This is a genomic window from Maribacter algae, from assembly GCF_047345745.1.
GTDB lineage: Bacteria > Bacteroidota > Bacteroidia > Flavobacteriales > Flavobacteriaceae > Maribacter.
Genome location: NZ_JBLFES010000003.1, coordinates 1 through 24,567 on the forward strand (window position 1 = coordinate 1; position 24,567 = coordinate 24,567).

At 38.0% G+C, this 24,567-nt stretch carries 20 protein-coding genes; 13 read left to right on the top strand and 7 right to left on the bottom strand.

Annotation, left to right across the window (positions count from 1 at the left end):
• Positions 1-481 precede the first annotated feature (481 nt).
• The 3 genes from ACKWBX_RS11685 to ACKWBX_RS11695 form a co-directional block, all read right to left on the bottom strand.
• The gene (locus tag ACKWBX_RS11685; protein ID WP_413968882.1) at positions 482-2,476 is read right to left on the bottom strand and encodes a putative porin; all 1,995 of its coding nucleotides are present in this window, start codon (positions 2,474-2,476) and stop codon (positions 482-484) included.
• A gap of 115 nt (positions 2,477-2,591) precedes the next feature.
• Entirely contained in the window at positions 2,592-4,031 is a 1,440-nt protein-coding gene (locus tag ACKWBX_RS11690) for a SusD/RagB family nutrient-binding outer membrane lipoprotein (protein ID WP_413968883.1), read from the bottom strand.
• Positions 4,032-4,034: 3 nt separating this feature from the next.
• Positions 4,035-7,190: a SusC/RagA family TonB-linked outer membrane protein gene (locus tag ACKWBX_RS11695; protein WP_413968884.1), complete on the bottom strand. Its 3,156-nt coding sequence runs from the start codon at positions 7,188-7,190 to the stop codon at positions 4,035-4,037.
• A gap of 208 nt (positions 7,191-7,398) precedes the next feature.
• Between ACKWBX_RS11695 and ACKWBX_RS11700 the strand changes: the two genes are divergently transcribed.
• From ACKWBX_RS11700 to ACKWBX_RS11715, 4 genes are all read left to right on the top strand, one after another.
• The gene (locus ACKWBX_RS11700) at positions 7,399-7,995 is read left to right on the top strand and encodes a ribonuclease HII (RefSeq protein WP_413968885.1); all 597 of its coding nucleotides are present in this window, start codon (positions 7,399-7,401) and stop codon (positions 7,993-7,995) included.
• Between the two features lie 33 nt (positions 7,996-8,028).
• Complete coding sequence (locus tag ACKWBX_RS11705; RefSeq protein ID WP_413968886.1) at positions 8,029-10,491, top strand: ribonuclease HII; 2,463 nt, start codon at positions 8,029-8,031, stop codon at positions 10,489-10,491.
• Positions 10,492-10,642: 151 nt separating this feature from the next.
• Positions 10,643-11,980 (top strand): OmpA family protein, encoded by a 1,338-nt coding sequence (locus ACKWBX_RS11710; protein WP_413968887.1) that lies wholly within the window; start codon positions 10,643-10,645, stop codon positions 11,978-11,980.
• A 21-nt stretch (positions 11,981-12,001) separates the two neighbouring features.
• On the top strand, positions 12,002-12,697 hold the full coding sequence (locus tag ACKWBX_RS11715; RefSeq protein ID WP_413968888.1) for a TapB family protein: 696 nt from the start codon (positions 12,002-12,004) through the stop codon (positions 12,695-12,697).
• 29 nt (positions 12,698-12,726) lie between these two features.
• Here ACKWBX_RS11715 and ACKWBX_RS11720 read toward each other — a convergent pair whose 3' ends face one another.
• Entirely contained in the window at positions 12,727-12,936 is a 210-nt protein-coding gene (locus ACKWBX_RS11720; RefSeq protein WP_413968889.1) for a hypothetical protein, read from the bottom strand.
• Between the two features lie 276 nt (positions 12,937-13,212).
• Between ACKWBX_RS11720 and ACKWBX_RS11725 the strand changes: the two genes are divergently transcribed.
• Positions 13,213-13,734 (top strand): collagen-like triple helix repeat-containing protein, encoded by a 522-nt coding sequence (locus ACKWBX_RS11725; protein WP_413968890.1) that lies wholly within the window; start codon positions 13,213-13,215, stop codon positions 13,732-13,734.
• Between the two features lie 33 nt (positions 13,735-13,767).
• On the opposite strand, the gene lipB is transcribed toward ACKWBX_RS11725, so the two are convergent.
• From lipB to ACKWBX_RS11740, 3 genes are read right to left on the bottom strand one after another with little or no spacing between them, the layout of a single operon-like run.
• On the bottom strand, positions 13,768-14,484 hold the full coding sequence (gene lipB / locus ACKWBX_RS11730; RefSeq protein WP_413968891.1) for a lipoyl(octanoyl) transferase LipB: 717 nt from the start codon (positions 14,482-14,484) through the stop codon (positions 13,768-13,770).
• A 35-nt stretch (positions 14,485-14,519) separates the two neighbouring features.
• The gene (locus ACKWBX_RS11735) at positions 14,520-15,257 is read right to left on the bottom strand and encodes a hypothetical protein (protein WP_413968892.1); all 738 of its coding nucleotides are present in this window, start codon (positions 15,255-15,257) and stop codon (positions 14,520-14,522) included.
• An 8-nt stretch (positions 15,258-15,265) separates the two neighbouring features.
• On the bottom strand, positions 15,266-15,421 hold the full coding sequence (locus ACKWBX_RS11740) for a YqaE/Pmp3 family membrane protein (RefSeq protein ID WP_413968893.1): 156 nt from the start codon (positions 15,419-15,421) through the stop codon (positions 15,266-15,268).
• A 92-nt stretch (positions 15,422-15,513) separates the two neighbouring features.
• Here ACKWBX_RS11740 and ACKWBX_RS11745 point away from each other — a divergent pair, with 92 nt between their 5' ends.
• The 8 genes from ACKWBX_RS11745 to ACKWBX_RS11780 all read left to right on the top strand — a co-directional run bounded on the left by ACKWBX_RS11745 (position 15,514) and on the right by ACKWBX_RS11780 (position 24,565).
• A complete protein-coding gene (locus ACKWBX_RS11745) occupies positions 15,514-16,563 on the top strand; it encodes a response regulator transcription factor (protein WP_413968894.1) in 1,050 nt (349 codons plus the stop codon).
• A gap of 105 nt (positions 16,564-16,668) precedes the next feature.
• Positions 16,669-17,229, top strand: a complete 561-nt coding sequence (locus ACKWBX_RS11750) for a thioredoxin family protein (protein ID WP_413968895.1) — start codon at positions 16,669-16,671, stop codon at positions 17,227-17,229.
• 117 nt (positions 17,230-17,346) lie between these two features.
• Positions 17,347-19,038, top strand: coding sequence for a lysine--tRNA ligase (gene lysS, locus ACKWBX_RS11755; protein ID WP_413968896.1), 1,692 nt, complete (start codon positions 17,347-17,349; stop codon positions 19,036-19,038).
• A 56-nt stretch (positions 19,039-19,094) separates the two neighbouring features.
• A complete protein-coding gene (locus tag ACKWBX_RS11760; protein WP_413968897.1) occupies positions 19,095-20,525 on the top strand; it encodes an SLC13 family permease in 1,431 nt (476 codons plus the stop codon).
• A gap of 182 nt (positions 20,526-20,707) precedes the next feature.
• The gene (locus ACKWBX_RS11765) at positions 20,708-23,197 is read left to right on the top strand and encodes a zinc-dependent metalloprotease (RefSeq protein ID WP_413968898.1); all 2,490 of its coding nucleotides are present in this window, start codon (positions 20,708-20,710) and stop codon (positions 23,195-23,197) included.
• Between the two features lie 182 nt (positions 23,198-23,379).
• Entirely contained in the window at positions 23,380-23,562 is a 183-nt protein-coding gene (locus ACKWBX_RS11770) for a hypothetical protein (protein ID WP_413968899.1), read from the top strand.
• Between the two features lie 155 nt (positions 23,563-23,717).
• The gene (locus ACKWBX_RS11775; RefSeq protein WP_413968900.1) at positions 23,718-24,164 is read left to right on the top strand and encodes a Spy/CpxP family protein refolding chaperone; all 447 of its coding nucleotides are present in this window, start codon (positions 23,718-23,720) and stop codon (positions 24,162-24,164) included.
• Between the two features lie 164 nt (positions 24,165-24,328).
• The gene (locus ACKWBX_RS11780) at positions 24,329-24,565 is read left to right on the top strand and encodes a DUF1059 domain-containing protein (protein ID WP_413968901.1); all 237 of its coding nucleotides are present in this window, start codon (positions 24,329-24,331) and stop codon (positions 24,563-24,565) included.
• The last annotated feature ends 2 nt before the right edge of the window (positions 24,566-24,567 follow it).

Here is a 24,567-nt window from a genome sequence, read left to right on the forward strand (position 1 = left end):
CCGCTAGCGTTCATCCTGAGCCAGGATCAAACTCTTCATCGTTGTTTCTTATATATTCGTCCCAACGTCTCCAAATTCCGTCCCCGGCCCCGATCCTATCGATCTAAATTCTTGATATCTTATCTGTTCTCCGAAGTACACAAGGCATATGCCCCGGTACCTCGCTCTCCACAATATTTCAATGAACTACTCTTCATGGACGGAACCCCTGAGGCCCCGACCGACGCCACGGGAATCCCCCAAAGCGGGTGCAAATATAATCAGCATTTTTAATTACACAATGGATATTTCGAAAAAAAATTAAAATAATTTTAAAAAAAATATAACTAATTGATTTTAAGTGATTTGTATTAAAAATTAAATTGACCCAATGCATTAAAATGATATTTAACTGGGAATCAACGCCCTATCCGAATAGGTGGAAATTCATAAAAAAGTCAAATGATTAAAATACAATGAATTAAACAATAACGAAAAACAGCTATGAGAAGAAATTCCAAACGAGACCAAAGCGAATTACAAAGTCTCTATATGGATAATTTGGAGCCGCATAAAAATCATAACCAGTAAAAGAAGAATTAAAATGTTCCGCTTTTAAATATATTCTGGTCTGTTTCACTCTAGCGTTTATGAAAAAATCCAATAATGGAAACCCCCCATGCTCCTCATCGTTTTGAACATAAAACTCTCCTAACAGAGGGCTATATGCATCCATCGTATAGCTTGTGAAATATTTAAAAGTGATTCCGGTCTGCAAATACATCGCTTTATTAAAGACATCCGAAGAAAAATACAAAGTATTCCTCGTTACCAACTGTGGTACATTTAATGCATTATTATCTTGAGAAACATTCTGATACATTACCTTATTGTTCAAAGCAAACTTGCCCAATCTGAATTCTTTGGAATATTTTGCTTTTAAATACGATATGGCAGATGCTTGTTGGAAGGGTCGGATATTGGCTTGCTCTCTATTTTCCTCTATCAATACGGAAGTGTCCGAACCAAAATATGTATAGTTGTTTATTGTTTGATAGTCAATTGAAAGTTGACCCCATACGCTAGAATCAATATCTAAACGGAAACTATTTGTATTCTCCTTCTCAAAGGTGTCCGTATTTTGCCAATTATAATTAAGGTATTCGCTTTGATAGAGCAAGAAATTGAAATTTGGCATACGTGATGATGAGTGTACGGATAGCTCTACTTTATGTTTATCTTTTATCATATATGATGCCGATGCATCCAGTATATTTCCTGTAAGCTCTCCCGACAGGTTATACTTTAATGAACCCTGTATATCAAAATCACCGATTCTTTTGATATAATCACCTCCTAAAGCAATCTCAGTACCTTTTAATTGATTTTGAATAGTTTGCCCCTCCCCAGTTATAAAAATGCTATTAAAAGCATAATTATAATTATACATATTAGCGTTCGCCCTAATAAGTCCTAGTGTTTTATTGTAGAATTGAACATTAAACTGATTATAAAACGTTTTTAGGGATGCTTTGTCATCTATACTTGATAGAACAGATTCACCAAAATATTCGTTACTGTTATCCTGCAAAAATTGATAAAATTTAGTCTCGTAATTAAAAGCATGACCGATAGCCAAAGAAGTTTTTTCAACGTAACTTGAATCTTTCCTTTTTCTAATTAATTTATATTGATGATCTAGATAATACCTCTTGCCTAATACCTTATTGTCAGCATCATCAAAACGGACATCCACTCTAGGTCTATTTCGAAAATCCTCATCCCCTGATTCAAATTGAAGCTCCTTGTCGGTAAGCCCCCCGTTTTCTTGCGAGTCAATGTTTTGAGCTGCGATATGGGCTCTTATTAAGTATCTTTCATTTTTAGTCTGATAATTTACCGTAGTCCTGAAATTTCCCGATAATATCTGATCAAATTGGTACTTGCCTAAAGATCGATGCCCTTTATATGCTAAAGAAAAATTCAATCTTCTAGAAGTATTAAAAGTCAACATTGCATCTAATAATTGACCTTGTTCTAAAGTAGTCTTAAAAAAAAGATCTGTCATAGGAGTAGGAACATTATAATAGTCAATATCCTCTATTTCCAAATAATTGTAGTGTTTAGCCTTTGCCCCAAGTTTCGGATATAAATCTCTCCGATTCAAATTGACACCTAGCTTATTATACGCTTGGCCTGTATTTGAGAAGGGCATCAACTCAAAATCATCTTTTCTAAGATAATTATACTTGTATTCCTTTTGAATAGTAAGTGTAGTATCCAAAAATGTGGTGTCCCTTTCGAAAGAAATTATTTTATAATCTTCGATTGTAAGACCTAAGATGGAATCATTGGTGAGTTCTCGTTTTAGATTTTTATTAGGTTCAATCGGTAGGTCTGTACTATCTCTCTTTATATTATCTCCTTTGGGCTTATCCTCTTGGCAAAAAATAGTTGAAGTGAAAAGAAGTAATAAAAGCGCAAAAAGATATTTCATGCATACATATTGTCTATGGCAAAGTTAATTTTTTTGTTCCTAAGTAAATGTGAAAGTTTGGGGAATAAAAAAACCCCTGTTTCTCAGGGGTTTTTTATATAAATAAAATTAGTGATTAATTCTCGAACCACATTGGAGCAGTCAAATTCTCAACACCGGGAGCATTTGGATTTGCGGTCACCTCACTAAGTGGTATTTGATACCTTCTAATAAAATCAGTCAAAACAGCACCTGTAGGAAGCGTTAAATCTGGAACTTTGTTTCTTCTCCAGTCAGTCCATGACTCAATTGCTCTAGTAAAGTTAGCAACATACGTTTCTTCGTGAATTTTCCTCAAAGCAACTGCATCACTATCTCCAGAAATACTAGCCCTGGCAGAAGCCATGTAAGCATCTTTATCAGCAGCAGCTATTTCTCCAGGTTGACCATCATAATAGTCTAGAGACTGTTGAATTCCTGCTCTATAGAAAGCATTTGCATCCCCAGAAATATATCCTAGCAAAGCTGCTTCCGCCAGATAAAAATTGGTCTCCGATGCAGTAGCATATCTATCTGGCATACTTCTCCTAATAATATTTAAGCTAATGGTAGATACACCCTCCGTACTGAAAACACCTTGCTCCTGTCCTACATAATTACCATCATCGTTTGTATCAAAATAAGTAGCACGTCTAGGATCATCATTAGCATTCATAATATCTATTATGGGGATACCTCCACCCCAAAAAGTATTAACACCACCTCCAAATTGATCAATAGTTTTCCAAATCGGATTTTCATTACCTGGAGTATCAGTATAGCGCAATTCTGCATCCTCAGACTCATCCAATATTAAAGGTTGATTTGCCACAGCTTGAATGTCAGCTTGAACAGAAGCAGGATCTACATTTGCAATTAACATCAAAGCCTTCAATTTCAAAGAATTGGCAAAACGAATCCAAGATTGCCTGTCTCCATTATATACTAAATCTCCGCCTTCCACGATATCAGTATCTGTCGAAAGATTAGCTAAAGCTTCATCCAAAAGCGCAGGAATACCTCTTAATACCTCCTCTTGAGAATCAAATTGAGGTGTTGGAAATTCAACGACCTGCAAAGCTTCGCTAAAAGGAATATCCCCAAAAATTTGAGTTAAATTAAGGTATGCAAAAGCCTCAAGCACTTGGGCCTGCCCCTTCACGTTCAAAGCTGTAGGATTATTTGCATCTGTCAGAATCTGCATTTGATTCAAATTCCTAAGTGCCGTAGTATATTGACCAACCCAAACGTTGTTGGTAGTGTTAGCACTGATGTTATATCTCTCAGGATTGGCAAAAACTCCAAAACCAACCGTTGCCGACCATGACTGAGAATGAAAGTTTGTAGCATTCATTTCTACAGTTCTGTTAGCAGACAGACCCGCAACTAAAACCTGAGGCAATAACAAATCAGCCTCAATAACGATTGCAGCTAAAGGATCGGTATTTATACCTTCAATGGAATCTTCACAATTAACCAATGTGGATCCCAATAAAACACATAAAAATGTTCTATAAATTATATTTCTCTTCTTCATTTCTTAAAAATTAACTGTTAAGTTCATACCAATACTCCGTGGACTTGGAACAGAACCACGTTCAATACCATCTAATTGACTTCCTGAACCTCCAATACTAGCCTCTGGATCTATATGAGGAACCTTAGAGTTGAATATTGCCAAGTTACGACCTTGAATACCCATTTGTAAAGCTTTAATAGGAGTTTTTTCCAATACGCTAGATGGAAAAGTATACGTTAAACTCAACTCTCTCCATTTAATGAACGTCGCATCAAAAATATTACCTTCAGCTATACTGGCACTTGAAAATTGAGACCAGTATCTCTGAGTACTCTCAATAGGTGTTGTGTTTGGAGAAAAAGTACCATCACCATTGTCAACAAAAGTATTAGGATCCACAAATAAGTTATCCCTATCAACTGCTGTCTCTGCTGCCAATCCACTAGTTCTTAAAGCACCTACTGTATTAGAAAATAACAATCCTCCCTGTCTCCAGTCAAATGTAGTCGAAAGTCTAAAGCCTTTGTATCTAAATGTAGTGGACAGACCCATTGTGAAGTCTGGCTGTATTGTACCTAAATCGCCAGCCTCTCCAATTTGTCTGATACCATTTTCATCAACTAAAATCTGGTCTTCTATTTCATTACCTTCACTATCTGTAGCCCTAGCAAATCTTGTTCCAAATAATTGAAAAGGTTTACCTTCAACTGCTCTTACTGATATACCATTAAATTCTGTTGCTAAGTTCAAAGATTCTCCAGGCAAATCAGATAAATCCTCAACAATAGTTTCATTTTGGGTGAAATTAGCAGTCAAATCCCAACCGAAATCACCAGTTTCAATTATTCTCGCATTGACATCAATTTCATAACCTTTGTTAGATACACCACCAACATTCGTTAAGAAGTTAGCAAATCCAGAAGTCTGAGGTGTTGGAACGAAAACAATATCGTCTTCCGTAAGGTTTGAATAATAGGTAGCATTAATATTTAATCTACTTTTAAACAATCCAAGTTCCAAACCTACCTCATAATTTTCCTGATTAGAAGGTTTTAATTGTTGATTTGTAATACTACCGTCCGTGTTAAAGGCTAACTGTCCATTGAAAGGAAAAGTACCCCCTGTTCCAAATTGACCAAAGAATGCATTATCTGGATTAAAGGTGAAATCTAAAAGATAAGGATCCGTATCACCCCCAACGTTTGCCCAACTACCTCTCAATTTACCAAAACTGAATACATCTCCTGAAATACCCAAGGCATCCGAAAACACCCAACTCAAAGAAACAGAAGGATAGAAGAAACTATTATTTTCTACAGGTAATGTAGATGAAAAATCATTTCTTCCCGTTGCGTTCAAAATCAACCAATTTTTGTAGTTGAACGTTATGTCACCAAAAACACCAAAGATTCTTCTAACACTAAAATCCTTAAATGGGTTATTCACGTCTGCATTACCAGGTGCAAAAAGCTCAGGAACAGTTAAATCAGAAGCAATGTTTCCGAATCTTTCAAAAACCCTTTCATTCCATTGCATACCAGCACGTGTGGTAACATTAAAATCATCAGAGATGTCTTTATTGTAAGTGGCAATCAAATCCAATGTAAGCTCTCTACTATTGATTAAGTCATCTCTAAACCCACCATTCAATCGCCCTATGGTCCCGATTGAGTTTTGAGTAAATCGCTTGTCAACAGAGGTATCATATCCCGCTCTTGCTAAAACATCGAACCCATCAAAAGGAAGGTATTGCATAGAAACATTACCAAAGAAACGCTCAACATTAACTTCAGGAGCATTTTCAAATGCTACCCAGTAAGGGTTATTCTGTTGCCCACCTGGATCGTTTATTTGATTGCCTTGGTCATCCCTAAAATTTCTAAACAGATTATAATCTGTTATTCTTGGCTGAAAATTAACAATCCCAGTAAGTACATTCGGGTCATTGGCCCCAACTCTAGCTGTACCGGAAAGGTTAGTTCTAACATAGTTAAAACTAGTACGAGACTTCAATTTTTCTGAAAATTCTTTACCTGCATTAAATCCTACATTTAAACGATTTAAGCCTGAATTTGGAACAATACCTCTTTGATCCGTGTAGGAAATACTCAATCTATAATCACTTCCGTTTTCGCTTCCACCGGCAACCGTTACACTATTGATACTTGTAGCACCAGTTTCGTAAAAATCTCTTAAATTTTGTGGAAAGGCTCTAAACGTGGTTTGTTGACCATTAAAATTCTCATAAGTCTGACCACTCAATGAACCTATGCTTGGACCCCATCCTGCAGAAAACTGACCGTTAGGCAATTCATTAAAATCATACACACCCTCATCACCAGGCGCGAATTCATTTTGATAATCAGGAAGTACCAAGGGCGTATCAAATCTAAAGTTTGAATTAAAAGATATACTGGCTTTTGAACCTTTTTTACCTCTCTTAGTGGTTATCTGGATAACACCTCCAGATGCTCTTGACCCGTATAATGCAGCAGCAGACGCGCCTTTAAGAATGGTAACGCTTTCTATATCATCTGGATTGATGTCTTGGGCTCTGTTACCGAAATCAAATCCACCAGTAATTCGAGAACCACTGGCCGTATTGGCATTTGAAATAGGAACACCATCTACAACAAATAAAGGTTGTACGGTTCCCGATAAACTTGAGTTACCCCTAATTAATATTCGTGTAGACCCACCGACGTTACCACTTTGATTTGTGATTAACAATCCCGAGGACTTCCCTTGGAGTGCATTAAGAACGTTGGATTCACGAACTTCATTTAAATCCTCTGATTGTACAGTTGAAACGGCATAACCTATGGTTCTTGCCTCACGCTCTATACCAAGGGCAGTTACAACCACTTCCTCTAATGCCTCAGCATCTTCTTCCATAGTAACATTAATGGAATTGGACGCACCAACTGTCCTGTTGACTGTCTTTTGCCCGATATAACTAAATCGTAATACCTTGCCCTCGGCAACATTAATAGAATAATTACCATCAAAATCGGTTTGAGTACCGTTAGTAGTTCCTACTTCAACAATAGAAACCCCAGGCAATGGTAATCCTGATTGATCCGATACAGTACCGGAAACTGTTTTTTCCTGTGCATAGGAAAAAGAGATGAAAAACACCAATAATGGCGTTAACATCCATGTAAACTTCTGTTTCATGAATTATAATTTTTGAATTAGCTTGCGCCAAAAGTCTTAAAAATTGCCAACTTATCCAAAAGGTATCCTAACGCTATTTAATATTTTGTTAAAAAACGCTTATTATTTACGAAAAAAACAATTTATTTCAATTTTTATTAAATATTATTCAAATTTTTAACCGTTAAAGTCACAGCAAATTCATAAAAACTTCAATAAAGACCTATTAATGCTCAAAAGTTTTTACCAATATTCAAATGAAATTGGCACGGATGAAGCCGGTAGGGGCTGTCTAGCCGGCCCTGTCACGGCTGCGGCAGTAATACTTTCTAATAGTTTTGAAAATGTTTTGCTGAACGATTCCAAACAATTATCGGAGAAAAAACGCACTATTCTAAAGCCTATTATCATGAAGGAAGCCGATTTTTCAGTAGTGGCTCACGTTTTTCCAGAAGAAATTGACGAAATTAACATCTTGAATGCCTCTTTTCTAGCCATGCACAAGTGTATTAATCAATGTACCATGAAAGTCCCGTTGATTATTGTAGATGGAAATAGGTTTAAACCGTTCAAAAACATTCCTTTTGAATGCATTATAAAAGGTGATTCTAAATACATGAGTATAGCCGCGGCATCCGTTTTGGCCAAAACAACAAGAGATGCTTACATGGAAAAAATCCATGAGGAATATCCCATGTACAATTGGAAAAAAAACAAAGGTTATCCTACAAAAGAACATAGAGAGGCCATCAGAAAATATGGTATCACCAAATATCATCGTAAATCCTTTAGACTTCTTCCCGAGCAACTTACACTTGATTTATAAATACCATAAATTTGTGTAATCAAAGTGTTTTTAATGCGTAATACGTTTTACCTCATATATTTTATATTTATTTTAATTGTAGCTGGATGTTCTCCCGAAAAAAACAAGGCCAGTTCTTTAACCGGATTCATTCCCGAGAATGCCTCAATTACCTTAAAAATTAACGACTATCAATCTTTCGCATCAGACTTTAAGGATAATAAAATTATAGCTCAACTCAAGTCACTTCCTATTGGGCAAAATATTTCTAAAAAATTAATTCCGCTTCAATATGTAGAGAATCAGTCCGAGGGTTTATTGACTTTCATTGGAACCGATGAAAATTTTGACTTCACTTATATCTCTGAAGATTCTCTTCAATTTAATTTTGAGCATAGTCCCAATAAGTCGTTGGAAACTTTGGAATCAGGTGGAAAGACATTCAAGAAATATCAAATAGACAGTCTACAATTTTACACAACGCAATTATTTGAAAAAGAGATTCTCAGTTCCTCATTATCGGTTTTGGAAAAACTCAAAGAAAATAACCGTGATAACATCAAGAATGAGCAATTAGAACGATTGCTCAATGCTTCCGACAGTACAAAAACTGCCAACCTTTTTATAGATTTTACTAAAGATGATAGTATCCATAAAATATTATTAAGAGACAAAGAGTCGTCCCAACTATTGAAATTTACAGATTGGATTTCGCTGGATGTAGAAGTAGACAACGAGGAAATTCTATTAAATGGTGTAAGTGTCATTGGCGATTCCTTAGCGAACTATCTAGCCATTTTTAAAGACGCTGTAAACAAACCCGGCAGAAGTAAATTCTATGCTCCGAAGAATGCGAGCTCTTACAAAACTTACACACTTCCAAATCACAAGATATTCGATTTCAATAGACAAGAATATTTAAATATCGATATTCAAAGAGATTCATTGTTCGCTACGGTCGAGGAAGTGGGAATCGCTTCCATCAAGAATGAAAAAATAGTATTCCTGCATACCTATGGTGCCGCAAATATTATGGATTTTTTAAAATCCGTTCAAAAAAATACTACAGATTTTCAGGGTTCGGAAATAATGGAACTAAACGAAAGCAATTTCCTGAATCAACATTTCAATCCACTACTATTGGATTTTAAATCCAATTTCACATGTATTCTGGAAAATACCCTAATTTTTTCTGAGCGAAAGAAAACACTTGAGAATGTTATCAGAGATTATAAAAGCGGGAACGTCTTTGAAAAGTCGAAAATCTTTTCCACTGCAAATAGGATTGTCACCAACCAATCGACTATACTGACCATCGAAAACGGCAATGGCTTTAAAGAATCACTTTCTACGATTATTTCCCCTGATTTTTCAAGTTCCTTTGATATAACCGATTTTAAAGAGTTTGTATTTGGCTCCCAATTTGTATCAGAAGGTGATTTTATGTTGACCACCTTTTTCATAAAAAAAATATCCGATGAAAATAAAAGCAATACGGTCTCTCCAATATTTAAGATTGAATTGGATGCGGATATTGCGACAAAGCCCCAATTCGTAATCAATCATAGGACCAATAAAAAGGAAATAGTTGTTCAGGATGAGGACAATGTACTATATCTCATATCTACAAAAGGGAAGGTCCTTTGGAAAAAACAATTGGATTCTCGCATTCAGGGAAGAATCCAACAAGTGGATATCTATAAAAATAAACGATTACAACTAGCCTTCACTACAAATAACCAATTTCTAATTCTCGACAGAAACGGAAAAGAGGTTTCACCGTTCAATAAAAAATATGATGGGGGCAACTTAAACCCATTGGCAGTATTTGATTATGAAAACAATAAAAATTATCGTTTTGTGGTTACCCAAAACGATAAGGTTTTCATGTACGATGGTAAAGCACGGATTGTCTCCGGATTTAAATACACTAAAGCGGAAGCAAGTATCTTAAAAGCGCCTCAGCATTTCAAAATCGGCAAAAAGGACTATTTGATTTTTCAGTTGGAAGGCAACAAACTTAAAATTTTAAATAGGGTCGGGGATGTGCGGATCAAAACCAAGGAAATCATCCCCTTTTCGGAAAACGACTTGCGCCTTTACAAAAATACTATCGCCTTTACTACGACGAATGGTCAGCTCTTTCAAATCGCAACGAACGGAACGGTCAAAAAAACAGATCTGAATCTTAATAAGGACCATGGTATGGATGCTACTTCCAAGACCTTGGCCATTATGGACGATAACATACTACGAGTACGAGATAAAAAAGTAGCCTTGGAGCTTGGGGTATATACAAACCCTGCTATTTTTTACCTGAACGATAAAATATACGTGTCGGTGACGGATATCCAGAACCAAAAATCCTACCTCTTTGACAGCCAAACAAAGACGATACCCGGTTTTCCCATCTATGGCATTTCTACTATTGATATGGTGGATATGGACAACGACAAAAAACCGGAACTGGTCATCCAAGACCAAGAAAATTCCTTTACCGTTTACAAAATACGTTGACACATATTTTTTCGGGATTCATAAAGAAAGTACTGCCAACTATACAATCCTAAGTCATTGACCTGCTCTTTTTGATAATTTTATGGTGATGTATTCTTCAGTTCAAGAAGTATACTTTCTATAAAACCTTATTCATTCAAGAGAACTACATATGAAAACTACATATTCCCTCGTCAAGATAATTTTCGTAACAGGTATTTTTATGCTATGCTCCACCTGTGCCAATGCCCAGTTCCTAAAAAAGTTAGGGAAAAGAGCGGAGAAAGCCGCTGAAAGAGCAGTTGAAAAAAGGGTCGATAAAGAAGCTACAAAGAAAACCGATCAAGTTTTGGATAGTATTTTGGAACCTGGTAGCGGCAGCAGTAAAAAAACGCCTTTACCGACTGGGGGAAATCCTCAAAATCAAACTCCGGATGACAATCCGTCATCGGAGAATACAAATGGTCAAGACGCTTCTACCAAAGAAAATCCTAAAACATTATCGATCTACTCTAAATTTGACTTTGTACCCGGTAACGAACCGTTATTTTTTGATGATTTTTCCAATGAATTCGTTGGCGATTTTCCCAGTAAATGGAACACTAACGGCGGTGGAGAATTAACGACAATAAATGACGGAGATAACAAATGGCTAAAGATACTACCCGGATATAATAGTATGTATATTCCCGATATTACGGATTTGCCAGAGGATTTTACGCTCGAATTTGATGTAATCGCCAATGGATTGAACGATAAGACGTCCTCACAATCATTTTTGAGTATCATTATAGCGGACAACAACGATTTTAACAAACCTAAAAACTTCGGGATGGCAGAATATTCCTTTTGTCAATTTATAGCTACAGGTGTCACCGTAGAAAACGTTGTTAATGGTACTAGACAAATCAGAAATACAACCCAAGCCGATATTCGTGATGTTGTAAAAGCAAAACATCACGTTTCCGTTGCCGTGAACCAACAACGCTTTAGAATGTGGATCAATGAACAAAAACTTGTTGATGTCCCTAGATTGCTCCCGGCAAATGTAGCAATGAAAGGCATTAAATTTCAGCTAAGGGGCACTAATATCAACCAAGAGAATATATATCTGAGCAATTTCAAAATTGCCAAAGGCGGTGTGGATTTAAGGAGAAAGCTTATCTCGGAAGGTAAAATATCCACCAATGGTATTTTGTTCGATTCCGGCTCCGATAATTTAAAAGCGGAATCCATGGGCATTATTCGGCAGATATACCAAGTCTTGCAACAAGAAAAGGGCATTAATTTGAAAATTGTAGGACATACCGATGCCGATGGTGCTAGCGATGCAAACCTTAAACTCTCCAAGGCACGTGCCGAAGCCGTTAAAAATGTGCTGGTCGATATCTATGCCGTTGATGGGAACCGACTCTCCACCCAAGGCAAAGGGGAAACCGAAGCGGTAGGCGACAACTCGACCCCAGAAGGAAAAGCGCAGAACCGGAGAGTGGAATTCATAAAACAATAACTAAAACTGAAAAATTATCCCATGAGAACAAAAATCATTATCGCCCTGACCTTATTATATAGTTCTACAAACCTTTTTGCACAGAATAACTGTAGCAAATACTATCCTATGACAGAGGGCACCAAATTCCAATACACAATGTTCGATAAGAAAGATAAAGTGGAGGGCACAACCGAATATGTTATTTCAGAAGTAGATGATTCCCGTGGTGAAACCGAGGCTACCATGAAAACAAAATTCACGGATAAAAAAGGAAAAAACGTATTTGAATCCGACTTTAAAATCACTTGCACGGGAGAAGGTATAAAAATAGATTATAAAAGCCTTTTCCCCTCGCAAATGGAACAGCAATATAAGGATATGGGCATGGAAATGGATATTACCGGAACGGATATACAACTACCGAACAACCTCTCCGTTGGACAAACCCTAGATGATGCCAATGTAAACGTAAGTATGAACATGAGTGGAATGAAGATGAAAATAGATGTGGATATGACGGATAGAAAAGTAGAAAAAAAAGAATCGGTCACCACCGCTGCCGGAACCTTTGATTGTTATTTGATTACTGAAAAAAGCACGTCAAAAGTGATGATGGCCAATCAAGAAACCAGCAACAAAGTATGGCTCTCGGAAGGTGTGGGTATGGTAAAACAAGAAAGCTATGGAAAGAATGGAAAGTTAATGACCCGCATGGAACTGACCAAGTTTAACTAAAGATAATAATTGTATTAAGAAACCTCGGTCTAGACCGAGGTTTCTTGTTTTACGAGCTCTGCTTCAAATAAGGTTTCAAAGTGTCTGAGGAGTTTTTGTTTTACCTCGGCCATATCAACTTTTGTCTTTCCCAATTCAACAACATTCCAGGAAGTCACCGCCTTGTCCTTTATCCCACAGAAAATCATCAAATCAAAATAGAAAAAGGCAATATTTCTATTCAGTACAAATCCATTCAAAGCTTTCCGGCGTTTGTAAACCTGATTACAAATTTAACCTAAGTCGATAATCACAAAGTCTCAAGTTAGTAACCCTCTGATTATCTTAAAGATAAATAAACCCACTCACACATTATTTTTCACCTATTACACAAATCATGGCATCGTCTCAGGGGTATTAGTATAATTTTGAAATCAACACTAGATACAAACTTTAAAATTCGGCCGAAGTCCAAAGTTTTTCTTTCCATGTGTTTACTGTTTTAAATGAAAACATAAATAAGAAAAATCAAAACAATGAAAAATGCAATTTTAAATTTTAAACTTTTAGTAATGGTACTGGGTGCCGTAATGTTATTCTCCTGTTCGGCGGAGGATGGGGAAGACGGAGCCATTGGCCCACAAGGCCCCGCCGGGATTGACGGTGTAGACGGTGCCAATGGGCAGGATGGTGAAGATGGCAATGCCAATGTAACATCTGTCTTACTGGAAAATCAAACAATTAGTAATGGTGATACTGTGTTCGATGTGCCTCAGCTTACCCAAGCCATATACGATACCGGTATCGTGTATGCATATGTTACGGTAACCGGCAATAATTATTGGGAAGTTTTGCCTCTGTCTCTCGGAGGTCAGATAATTCTTGAAATTGATAAAATTGAAATCGGGAGTATTACACTAAAAGCCAACTTTACGCAATCAAACCTTAGGTTAAGATTTGTTTTTGTTGAAGGTAACCTAACTGGCAAAACAATCATTGAAAACATTAAAAAAATGTCCTACGAAGAAGCAATGGATTATTTTGGATTGGAATATTAAAAGGTCATATCCTAAATAATTTAAAACCTCGGCTCAAACCGGGGCTTTTTGTTTTACGAACTCAGCTTCGAACAAGGTTTCAAAATGTGCGAGGAGCTTTTGCTTCACCCCATCCATATCAACTTTTGCCTTTCCCAATTCAACGTTCAAGGAAGTCACCGCCTTGTCTTTTATCCCGCAGGGAACCATTAAATCAAAATAGCCCAAATCCGAATTCACGTTTAGTGCAAAACCGTGCATGGTCACCCAGCGGGAAGCTCTAACGCCCATAGCGCAAATCTTGCGGGCAAAAGGGGTCCCAACATCTAACCAAACTCCTGTTTCACCTTCGGAGCGTTCTGCTTTGAGACCGTACTCGGCCAAAGTCTGTATAACCATTTCCTCCAACAAGCGCAAGTATTTATGAATATCAGTGAAAAAATTATCCAAATCCAAAATGGGGTAGCCCACTATCTGTCCAGGGCCATGATAGGTAATGTCTCCTCCCCTATTTATTTTATAGAATTTGGCCCCTTTTTCCGCGAGCTTATCTTCGCTCACCAGAAGGTTGGATAGGTCGCCGCTTTTACCCAAGGTAAATACATGCGGATGTTCCACAAATAAAAAATGATTTGGAGTTTCAACGGTAGTGCCTTCCCTTCTGTTGGAAATTTTAATGGCCAATGTTTCCTGAAAAATCTGCTCTTGATAGTCCCAAGTTTCCTTGTAATCCTTACCTCCCAAATCTTGTAATAGCACCTTTTTGTTCATTACCACAAAGATAGTGATTGTGTGGTGATAGCTATCTAGTCTTCTAGCTCCACTTCAAGATTCAGCACCTCAGGATTTTTCATTAATTCTAGAAATCCTACCTCATAAATTAATGTTTTTCCATCTGCAGAAAACATGGCCCCATGGACAGAGGCGCTTTTTACTCTTTTCGGAAAATGATATTTTAGGGTGTAGGTAGAACCTGCCAAGAACATTTCTGCACTCTGCAAGCTATCGGTCATTTGTTTGTGCAATTCCATATCGGTAATGATGGCTTTTCTAGTGAACGTGTTGTTCTGAAAGTTATAATCCACTTCAGAGGCTTGCTCATTATCGCCCATGATTTTGGGCGTATTGCCCCCTTGCGGATTTAAACTGCTTATACTTTGAAAAGAATTAAAGGCATCCCCTATTTCATTTATGTTCTTAAAATCGTTATACATATCAAACTTCATTACTTTCTCTTCAGGATTCATGACCATATGAAGTGTAAAGGGTTCCAATTTTTTCAATTTAGCCTGTTCTTCAGGCGACAGGGTTGCTATACTATCCTTTTTGTCTTCTAAAAATTGTTTGAACGATACAGTAGAATCAATTGCCTTTTCACTGCTTTTCATCATTTCTTCACCGGCCATATCCATCAATTGAGAACCATCAAAATTGATGCTGATCTTCCCGGAGCCATCCTCTTCTAAAAAAATTTCTTCCGTAAAATTGCACGAAACTATGAGTCCTATCAATATTAAAAAGGACCAAAACTTAGCCTTTATCATTTTGTATTTTAATTTGGATTATTAAGAATGACCAAGGCAGCAATAACACCTGGCACCCAGCCACAAAAAGTTAAAAGTAGTACAATTAGAAAAGAACCGCAACCTTTCCCGATAACCGATAACGGTGGGAATATAATGGCCAGTAAAACGCGAAGAATACTCATGATCAGTGATTTTGATTGATGTATCTTATACGTCACCAAACTCGCTGTTTTGTTACAAAATATCCTATTTTTACGGTAATAGGACAAGATTTGTGAAACCTACCAGACTCATAATTTTTCTAATCTTTGCGTATAGTTCTGCATGGGCGCAACATCAATTTAGTGGATATCTTGCCGATAGTACTGCCAACAAGACCGTATATCTTTCCATTATCGAAGATTACCGCAAAACTTCCAGGACCTATTTGGACCAAATTATTCAAAAGTCGGAAACCGATACTACAGGTTTTTTCAGTTTCAACGGAGATTATCTACCTTCAGAAAACAGGATTTACAGCTTACATGTAGACAATTGTTCGGAAGCAAAGGAGAACAAACATTATTTAGGTGGATGTGAAAATAGCGAACGGGTACTTTTCATTGCGAACAAGAACGATACCATTTACTTTCCCACCACATTTGATAATGAAATCTTTTGTAACATCACTTCAACCAATGCAGCTTCCAGCCAACTATTGGACATCAATCTTCTAAAAGAGGAAATGATTTTTGATTTTTCCAATTACAGTAGTCCGGCCAATAAGCAATTGAATTTAAAAAAATGGTTTCACAAGCTTCATTCTTTTGCTCAGGGCTTAGACGAACCTTTGGCAGAGCTTTATGCTTTTGAATTTTTATCGGACCGAAGAAATGAAACCTATGAATATTACTTGAAGGATGTTCAGGACAATCCATATTACGATAGTTTATCCGATAGACTTCGAGAAAAATATCCAAGTGCTCGGTTTACCCAGTTATATGCTTCGGATATTTTAATGGACAAACAATTGGGTAATTCCAAAGAATCCGCTGATTTTGATTGGAAATGGATATTGGCCGCATTACTTTTTATTTCGGTGATATCGAACCTATATCTCATATCTAAAAAAATGCAACGCGCAAAAAAGCAACAACAAACTACCCTGGGTAAATTAACGAATCAGGAACAAAAAATTGTTGAATATATTTTAGCGGATAAAACCAATAAAGAAATTGCCGCTACACTTTTTATAAGCGTGAGCACCGTGAAAACACATATAAACAATCTCTACAAAAAACTGAATCTTACCAATAGGGAAGACATCAAAAAAATGTTTTCTTGATCCTTTAAAAAAATCCATCTGGGGTCTAGTCCTCATTTCAACCCTATAAAAACTCCAAAATCACTTTCCTTTTTACAATTTAGATTTTCATTTAAACCATTTATTATGAAAATCTATACAAGTTTTATTATTGCGATCGCAATTGCTCCTTCCCTTTTTGCGCAACTGACCAGTCAAGAAATTTTATTTAAAAACGGTAGTTCATTTTTAATTGGTCCAATTAGCGTTAATGATTTATCCCAAGGCAGTTACGCCAATTGGTACCGGCCAAACTATGACAGTTATGGTGTTGATAGCATCAATGTTTCTAAATTTAAGAACGAATTAAAATCATACCATATCCTTGTTTTTCTAGGTACATGGTGTGGCGACAGCAAAAGGGAAGTTCCAAGATTGATGAAAATCCTTGACACGGCCGAATTTCCATCGGAAAATTTGAAAATGGTAGCCTTGGACAGACGTAAAGCGTTTTACAAAAAAAGCCCTACCGGAGAAGAATGGGGATTGGGCATAAAGCGCGTACCCACTATCATTTTCTACAAGCATGGCAAAGAAATCAATAGGATCATAGAATCTCCCAATAGTACTCTTGAGAAAGATATGCTAACCATTATGAACGGTACTTCTTATGAACCTCATAAAGCGAAGTCCTTACATTTTGACTAAATGGATAAAAACCTTAAAATAGCTTTTAAAAATTCGTTTTGCAAAAAACCTTTTACTATGGGCAGATTGAAAGATTAATGCATTGTGGCTATATTTGCGGCTCTAAAAAAGCATACGATGCAATTATCCGAACAAGAAGTCGTCCGAAGAGAAAAATTGGGAAAATTAAGGGAGTTGGGCATAAATCCATATCCGGCACCTATGTATCCTGTCAATGCTACATCAAAAAGTATTAAAGATGATTTTCAGGAAGATAAAAAAGTAATCGTTGCCGGAAGGCTAATGTCCCGCCGAATTCAAGGGAAAGCTTCGTTTGCGGAAATACAGGATAGTGAAGGGCGCATTCAAGTCTATTTCAATCGCGATGAGATCTGCGAGGGCGAGGATAAGACCTTGTACAATGAAGTATATAAAAAATTATTGGATATAGGCGATATCATAGGTATTGAAGGCACGCTCTTTACTACAAAAGTGGGTGAAAAAACCATCATGGTCAAAAACTTTACCATGTTGAGCAAGGCTTTAAAACCATTACCGCTCCCTAAGCAGGATGCAGAGGGAAATATTTATGATGAATTCAACGATCCGGAACTCCGCTATCGGCAACGCTATGTAGATTTGGTAGTGAATCCCAAGGTGAAGGAAACTTTTATAAAGCGAACCAAAATTACCAACAGCATACGGGAATTCTACAACGAACGTGGTTATTTGGAGGTGGAAACACCAATTTTACAACCTATACCTGGTGGGGCGGCGGCAAGGCCCTTTTTAACGCACCACAATGCCTTGAACATTCCTTTGTATTTGCGAATTGCCAATGAACTTTACCTGAAAAGGTTGATTGTAGGCGGATTTGATGGAGTTTATGAATTCTCAAAGGATTTCCGTAACGAGGGGATGGACCGTACCCACAATCCGGAGTTTACGGTAATGGAACTTTATGTAGCCTACAAGGATTATCATTGGATGATGGAAACCACCGAAAAGCTGCTGGAAAAAGTGGCTATCGATGCCAATGGAACTTCAAAAGTTACGGTAGGCGAAAATGAAATAGAGTTTAAAGCCCCATATGCAAGGGTTCCCATTTTAGAAGCCATAAAAATACATACCGGGGTAGATGTGGCCGGAATGGATGAAAACGAACTTCGTGAAACAGCCAAAAAATTAGGTCTTGAAGCGGATGAAACTATGGGCGTAGGAAAACTGATAGATGAAATTTTTGGTGAAAAGTGTGAACATCATTACATACAGCCTACGTTCATCACGGATTATCCCAAAGAAATGAGTCCGCTTACCAAGGAACACCGTTCTAACCCGGCATTGACGGAGCGTTTTGAATTGATGGTCAACGGCAAAGAATTGGCAAATTGCTATTCCGAGCTGAACGACCCTATTGACCAACGCGAACGTTTTGAGGAACAATTGCGTCTGTCCGAAAAAGGGGATGATGAAGCCATGTTCATTGATCAGGATTTTATCCGTGCGTTGGAATATGGCATGCCCCCAACCTCGGGAATCGGTATTGGTATAGACCGCTTGGTGATGTTAATGACCAACAATTCCTCTATTCAAGAAGTATTGTTTTTCCCTCAAATGAGACCGGAAAAAAAGCCGTTACAGTTATCGGAAAATGAAAAAGCAATTTTTGATATCCTCAAAAAGGAGGCAAAAATAGAATTATCCGTACTTAAGGAAAAAGCAGGACTTAGCAATAAAGCTTGGGACAAGGGCATCAAAGGATTGACAAAACAAAAAGTAGCCAACGTCTTCAAAGAAGGAGATGTTTTGTTTGTAACGATTTCGGAATAGTTTCTATTGATAGCCTGATAAAAAAATCATAGCTTAGAAGCCATATCTTTTAACGCATGGCATTGAGCAAAAAATTAGGGCTTTTATTAGGTCCTATCCTTTTCCTGATTTTAATAAACCTTCCGGTATACCTTATTTCGAATAATGCAGATGCCGTAATTGCCATAGCCCTTTGGATGGTTATCTGGTGGATCACAGAGGCGGTCTCTATCTCCGTAACGGCATTGTTGCCCCTACTCCTATTTCCCATTTTAAAGATTATGCCCATGGGAGATGTCGGGGCCAACTACGGTAGCCCCATTGTATTTCTCTTTTTTGGCGGTTTTGTAATGGCATTGGCATTGGAGAAAGTAAATCTGCATAAACGCATCGCTTTAAATATTATCAAAATTACCGGCACCACCCCCAACAAGGTCGTTTTAGGGTTTATGATCGCTACTGCAGTATTGAGTATGTGGATCAGTAACACGGCCAGTACGGTGGTCATGCTGCCCATTGCGATGTCCGTTATCCAATTGTTGATCAATGATGAAGACGGTTTTACCAAACAGGATAAAAATTTCGCTTTGAGCGTAATGCTGGGCATTGCCTTTTCCGCCAATGCGGGCGGTATCGCCACGGTCATCGGGACGCCCCCCAATTCGGTTTTGATAGGACTTTTAGAGAATGAATATAATATTGAAATCTCTTTTTTGAAATGGATGGTCATGGGGCTTCCGTTTTCCATAATCCTAATTGCCTTATGCTATTGGGTTTTGGTTAAATTGATGTTTCCCAACGGAAATCTAAAATTCAATGCTTCCAAGGAAATCATTGCTACGGAACTTCAAAAGCTTGGGCCTACCTCGGGGAAGGAAAAAATGGTCTTGGTCATTTTTGGCGTAACCGTATTCCTTTGGATTTTTAGAACGGTCATTAATTCCATATTTCCGGATTTGGGACTTTCCGATACCATGATCAGTATTTTTGCTGCCATTTCACTTTTTGCCATTCCCTTCAACCTGAAAAAAGGGGATTTTATACTGCAGTGGAAGGATACCCAAAAATTGGCTTGGGGCATTCTCATTCTTTTTGGTGGAGGCTTGGCCTTGGCAAAAGGAATGTCCGTCACCGGAATTGTGGATTTGGTTGCGGACGCCATCGCAAAAAGTGAAATCAGTGTGCTTCTAACCGCATCGCTCCTTATTTTTCTAATGCTCTTTATGACGGAACTTATGAGCAATGTTGCCCTAGTTGCGGTATTGGCTCCTATGGTGGCCGGTATCGCTATCGGATTGGGCGTTCCCTTGGTCTATTTGTTGATTCCCGTTACCATGGCCAGTAGCTGTGCCTTTATGCTGCCCATGGCCACACCGCCCAACGCCATTGTATTTGCCAGTGGCTATATAAAAGTGCATGAAATGGCCAAGGCCGGTATTCTTTTAAATCTCATTTCAGTGGTGTTATTGGTACTTATGTTTCAGTTTGTTATACCCATCTTATTTTAAAAGATAAAGCCCCTACAGATGGTAAGGGCTTTACACTCGACTAATTCAGAAATTAAAAATTCAATTCCCTATATAAAAGACGCCAAAAAAATAAAATTGTTACAAAATAGGCTTATGATTTCATTAACAAGTCTTTAAATTAATTTTTCAGTTCTTTGGGCGACTTAAAATAAAACTCGAGAATGACTAAACAATTACTATCGCTATTGGCCATTGCTTGCTTTATGCTCAATACCCAATCAACCGAAGCGCAAATTTTCAAAAAGAAAAAAAAGAAGACCGAAAAAGAGGCTGAAAAGCCCAAAGAGGATAAAATCAAACCTTATAACAAGGTCATTACAAAAGATGCCAAAACGGACACGGGTCTTTTTGATGTACATATAGTGGACGACAAGTACTACTACGAAATCCCGGATTCCCTGTTCAATAGGGAAATGTTGATGGTAAGCCGAATTTCCAAGACCGCCTCTAAAATAGGTTTTGGTGGGGGAAAGATAAATACGCAGGTATTACGCTGGGAAAAGAAAGATAAAAAAGTATTGTTACGGGTTGTCTCACATGATGTGGTAGCGGCAGATTCACTACCGGTACATGAGGCTGTGGTAAATTCAAATTTTGAACCTGTATTATACGCCTTCGATATTAAGGCACTAAAAAAAGATTCGTTGAATCCTGCAACGGTAATCGCGGTAGACGATATTTTCACAAAGGACACAAAAGCAATGGGAATGCCGGAATTCTATAGAAAACGGTATAAAGTTTCCAGATTGGACGGCGACCGTAGTTTTATAGAGAATATTAAAAGTTATCCTTTAAATGTAGAGGCCCGGCACGTAAAAACCTATTTGGCCGGTGCAGCTCCGAGCAACGCGAGTTTAGGTTCCATTTCGGTAGAAATTAACAATTCTATGGTATTGTTGCCGGAGGAGCCCATGAAAAAACGCTACTTTGACCGTCGTGTGGGCTGGTTTGCCAGAGGTCAAGTAGATTATGGTCTGGATGCCCAAGAAAGTAAGACCGTACAGTTTTTGGACCGCTGGCGTTTGGAGGTCAAAGATGAGGATATTGAAAAGTATAAAAAAGGAGAACTGGTAGAACCCAAAAAACAGATTGTCTATTATGTGGATAGGGCCACCCCAAAACAATGGGTGCCTTTCATAAAACAAGGTATTGAAGATTGGCAAATTGCTTTTGAAGCTGCCGGATTTAAAAACGCTATTGTTGCCAAGGACCCTCCTACCCCCGAAGAAGACCCGGAATGGTCTCCAGAAGACGTACGTTATTCGGTAGTTCGGTATTTGGCATCTCCAATTCCCAATGCGAACGGTCCCCACGTGAGCGATCCCAGAAGTGGGGAAATATTGGAATCGGATATTAATTGGTACCATAACGTAATGACGTTATTGCGCAACTGGTTCTTTGTACAGACTTCCGCAATTAATCCGGATGCCCGTGGAGTAGGCTTTGATAATGATGTTATGGGAAGACTTATCCGTTTTGTTTCCGCCCATGAGGTAGGTCACACCCTTGGACTTCCGCACAACATGGGAAGTAGCGTCGCATATCCTGTAGACTCGCTTCGCTCTACAAGTTTTACCAAAAAATATGGCACAGCTCCTTCAATTATGGATTATGCACGTTTTAATTACGTTGCCCAACCCGGTGATGAAGGTGTCGCCTTAATGCCTAATATCGGTATATATGATAAATATGCCATCCAATGGGGATACAAGCCTATTTTGGATAAGACCGCAGAGGAGGAAAAAAGCACTTTGGACAGCTGGATTCTAGCGCACGCCGGAGACCCGCTCTATCGTTTTGGACATCAGCAAGTAGGAGATGTTGTAGACCCTAGTTCACAGACCGAGGATTTAGGTGATGATGCCATTAAAGCGAGCGACTATGGGATTCAAAATTTAAAAAGAATTGTTCCCAAACTAATTGAATGGACCCAAGAAGATGGCAAAAATTACGATGATTTAGAAACCCTTTATGGGCAGGTCATCTCCCAGTTCAACAGATATATGGGGCATGTATCCAACAATATTGGGGGTGTTTACGAACATCACAAGACCTATGAACAAGAGGGAGCGGTGTACATGCCTGTCCCAAAAGAGCATCAGGCCAATTGTATGGCTTTTGTACAGCAACAGTTATTCAGAACACCGGAATGGTTATTGGACCAAGAGATTTTTAGTAAAACGCAATATTCGGGTTTTGTGGAGCGCATACGTTCCATGCAGGTAAGAACCTTGCACAATATACTTAGTTTGGGCAAAATGGCAAGACTTATTGAAAATGAGACCGCTAACGGTTCAAAAGCGTATTCACTGATTGACATGATGAGCGACCTGCGAACCGGTATTTGGTCCGAACTTCGCACTGGCAAAAAAATAGATACCTACAGAAGAAACCTACAAAAAGCGCATATAGACCGATTGGGTTATTTGATGACCGCTAAAAACGATGCCAAGAAACCTGAATTTGGAGGGTATCAAAAATCAACAGTGGTGAATACAAGTCAGTCCGATATTCGTTCTACGGCAAGGGCCGAGTTAAAGCGGTTAAAAAGAGATATCAGAAATGCAGTGGGAAGAACCGCTGACCGCATGAGCAAATATCATTTAGAGGATGCCATAGAGCGAATCGACATGATTTTAGACCCAAAATAACGAGATTCGATTTAAATCGATTTTTAACGTAAATCGATGAAAAGTAAATAAGTCCGATGACCCGATTTGCTTAACCACAAACATAGGATTTTAGACCCTACAAAAAGCCCATTTCACAACAATGGGCTTTTTTGCGCCTTTATTTTAAATAGCTTTAATCTGAAATCAAAAACCCCCGGAAAATGAACAATAAAATCAAAAGCCTCCTATTTTTAAGCTGTTTTTTACTAGTTGCTATGGCCTTTCATCTAAGCAATCCTAAAACTATTGTCAAAGAGGAAATACCAAAATCGAACCAATTGGCAGATGCGGATATTGTAATAGACCCCCATAACAATACCGAAGACAACATAACCACAGAATAAATTTACCAAACTACTAAAACCCGGAGCGTGGCCAAAGCCACGCTTTTTTTATACCCGAAAACTAAAAATTAGTTAAAAAAGCAAAAAATTAAGGTCCAATGCTAAACCTTTAGCGGTTACCAAAGTCAAAAGAATATAAATCAAAATTAAAAAGCATGAAAAAAATAATATTTATATGTCTTTTGTTATTGGGCGTAACCCTAAATGCGCAACAACGGCAGCAGAAAGACCATAGAAAAGCTATGATACAAAATTTAACTGCAGCGCAGATTGGCAACTTGGAAGCCAAGAAAATGACCCTGGCCTTGGATTTGACCGATAGTCAACAAAGCAAAATAAAATCCCTGTTTACAGAACGGGCAGCAGAAAGAAAAACGAAAATGGAAGAACGAAAAGCGGCACGGGAAAACGAGGAATCCAAAAAGCCTTCCCCCGAAGAACGCTATGCCATGGCAAATGAACGTTTAGACGAAAGAATAGCCTTTAAAAAAGAGGTGAAGACTATCCTGAACGCAGAGCAATATTCAAAATGGGAAGCTTTGCAAGAAAAACAAAAAAAACGTCACAAGAAAAAAAAGAAGGGTCACCATAGTGAAAGATAGGTTTGGTTGGTTTTTAGATAGATGAGATACCCGCAAATTGCGGGTTTTTTATTTATTGTATGATATTTCTTTCAATTTTAGTATATTTCGTTTTAATCGATTATTATTAGGCGAACTAAATTTCGATATAAAAGGAAAATACGACCCGACCAAAACCATACATTATGAAAACAATGACCTGCAAAGAGTTAGGTGGAGCTTGTGACCAAGAGTTTAAAGCGGAAACTTTTGAGGAAATAGCAGAACTCAGTAAAAAACACGGTATGGAAATGTTCCAAAAAAATGATACCGAACATCTGCAAGCCATGAACGAAATGAAAACGTTGATGCAATCGCCTGAGGCAATGCAGGCCTGGTTTGAAAACAAAAGGGAAGCGTTCGATGCTCTCCCTGAAAGTTAAGC

Excerpts from the sequence above, each read along its gene's own strand:
- ACKWBX_RS11765 (WP_413968898.1), top strand. The coding sequence starts at position 20,708 with ATGACTAAACAATTACTATCGCTATTGGCCATTGCTTGCTTTATGCTC.
- ACKWBX_RS11780 (WP_413968901.1), top strand. The coding sequence starts at position 24,329 with ATGAAAACAATGACCTGCAAAGAGTTAGGTGGAGCTTGTGACCAAGAG.
- lipB (WP_413968891.1), bottom strand. The coding sequence starts at position 14,484 with ATGAACAAAAAGGTGCTATTACAAGATTTGGGAGGTAAGGATTACAAG.
- ACKWBX_RS11740 (WP_413968893.1), bottom strand. The coding sequence starts at position 15,421 with ATGAGTATTCTTCGCGTTTTACTGGCCATTATATTCCCACCGTTATCG.
- ACKWBX_RS11715 (WP_413968888.1), top strand. The coding sequence starts at position 12,002 with ATGAGAACAAAAATCATTATCGCCCTGACCTTATTATATAGTTCTACA.
- ACKWBX_RS11735 (WP_413968892.1), bottom strand. The coding sequence starts at position 15,257 with ATGATAAAGGCTAAGTTTTGGTCCTTTTTAATATTGATAGGACTCATA.
- ACKWBX_RS11760 (WP_413968897.1), top strand. The coding sequence starts at position 19,095 with ATGGCATTGAGCAAAAAATTAGGGCTTTTATTAGGTCCTATCCTTTTC.
- ACKWBX_RS11710 (WP_413968887.1), top strand. The coding sequence starts at position 10,643 with ATGAAAACTACATATTCCCTCGTCAAGATAATTTTCGTAACAGGTATT.
- ACKWBX_RS11725 (WP_413968890.1), top strand. The coding sequence starts at position 13,213 with ATGAAAAATGCAATTTTAAATTTTAAACTTTTAGTAATGGTACTGGGT.
- ACKWBX_RS11700 (WP_413968885.1), top strand. The coding sequence starts at position 7,399 with ATGCTCAAAAGTTTTTACCAATATTCAAATGAAATTGGCACGGATGAA.
- ACKWBX_RS11705 (WP_413968886.1), top strand. The coding sequence starts at position 8,029 with ATGCGTAATACGTTTTACCTCATATATTTTATATTTATTTTAATTGTA.
- lysS (WP_413968896.1), top strand. The coding sequence starts at position 17,347 with ATGCAATTATCCGAACAAGAAGTCGTCCGAAGAGAAAAATTGGGAAAA.
- ACKWBX_RS11775 (WP_413968900.1), top strand. The coding sequence starts at position 23,718 with ATGAAAAAAATAATATTTATATGTCTTTTGTTATTGGGCGTAACCCTA.
- ACKWBX_RS11690 (WP_413968883.1), bottom strand. The coding sequence starts at position 4,031 with ATGAAGAAGAGAAATATAATTTATAGAACATTTTTATGTGTTTTATTG.
- ACKWBX_RS11695 (WP_413968884.1), bottom strand. The coding sequence starts at position 7,190 with ATGAAACAGAAGTTTACATGGATGTTAACGCCATTATTGGTGTTTTTC.
- ACKWBX_RS11685 (WP_413968882.1), bottom strand. The coding sequence starts at position 2,476 with ATGAAATATCTTTTTGCGCTTTTATTACTTCTTTTCACTTCAACTATT.
- ACKWBX_RS11770 (WP_413968899.1), top strand. The coding sequence starts at position 23,380 with ATGAACAATAAAATCAAAAGCCTCCTATTTTTAAGCTGTTTTTTACTA.
- ACKWBX_RS11750 (WP_413968895.1), top strand. The coding sequence starts at position 16,669 with ATGAAAATCTATACAAGTTTTATTATTGCGATCGCAATTGCTCCTTCC.